This window comes from Streptomyces huiliensis, from assembly GCF_020037025.1.
Taxonomy (GTDB): domain Bacteria; phylum Actinomycetota; class Actinomycetes; order Streptomycetales; family Streptomycetaceae; genus Streptomyces; species Streptomyces huiliensis.
In genome coordinates, this window is sequence record NZ_JAIQLH010000441.1 from 1 (window position 1) to 316 (window position 316).

Consider the following 316-nt stretch of genomic DNA (forward strand, 5'->3'; position numbering starts at 1 on the left):
CAGTTCCAGGGCCTCGTCGACGAGGGGCCGGGCGTCCGCCGCCCAGGGCTCGTCCCGCCAGGCGCGCAGGGCGGCGGCGAGGGCGGCCGTGTGGTCGGCCACCGAGGGGACGGCCGTGCCGCCGGGCGGCGCGACCCACAGCCGCTGGAGCGTCGCCGACGCTTCCAACTGAGCCTTGGCCTCGGCGAGCGAGCGCAGGCCGACGTCCGGGTGCAGCCGCTCCAGCAGCAGCGCGCCCGCGTCCGGGGCGGCCGCGAGGACGCGGACCGCGCCCAGGCCGCCCCAGTGTTCCAGCGCGGCGTGCTCGGCCGCCGCC

General features: G+C 80.7%; 1 protein-coding gene. It reads right to left on the bottom strand.

The genetic code is table 11. The features are described from left to right. A partial coding sequence (locus tag JNW98_RS34895; RefSeq protein WP_223772288.1) for an aminoglycoside phosphotransferase family protein occupies positions 1-316 on the bottom strand: 316 nt, incomplete at both ends.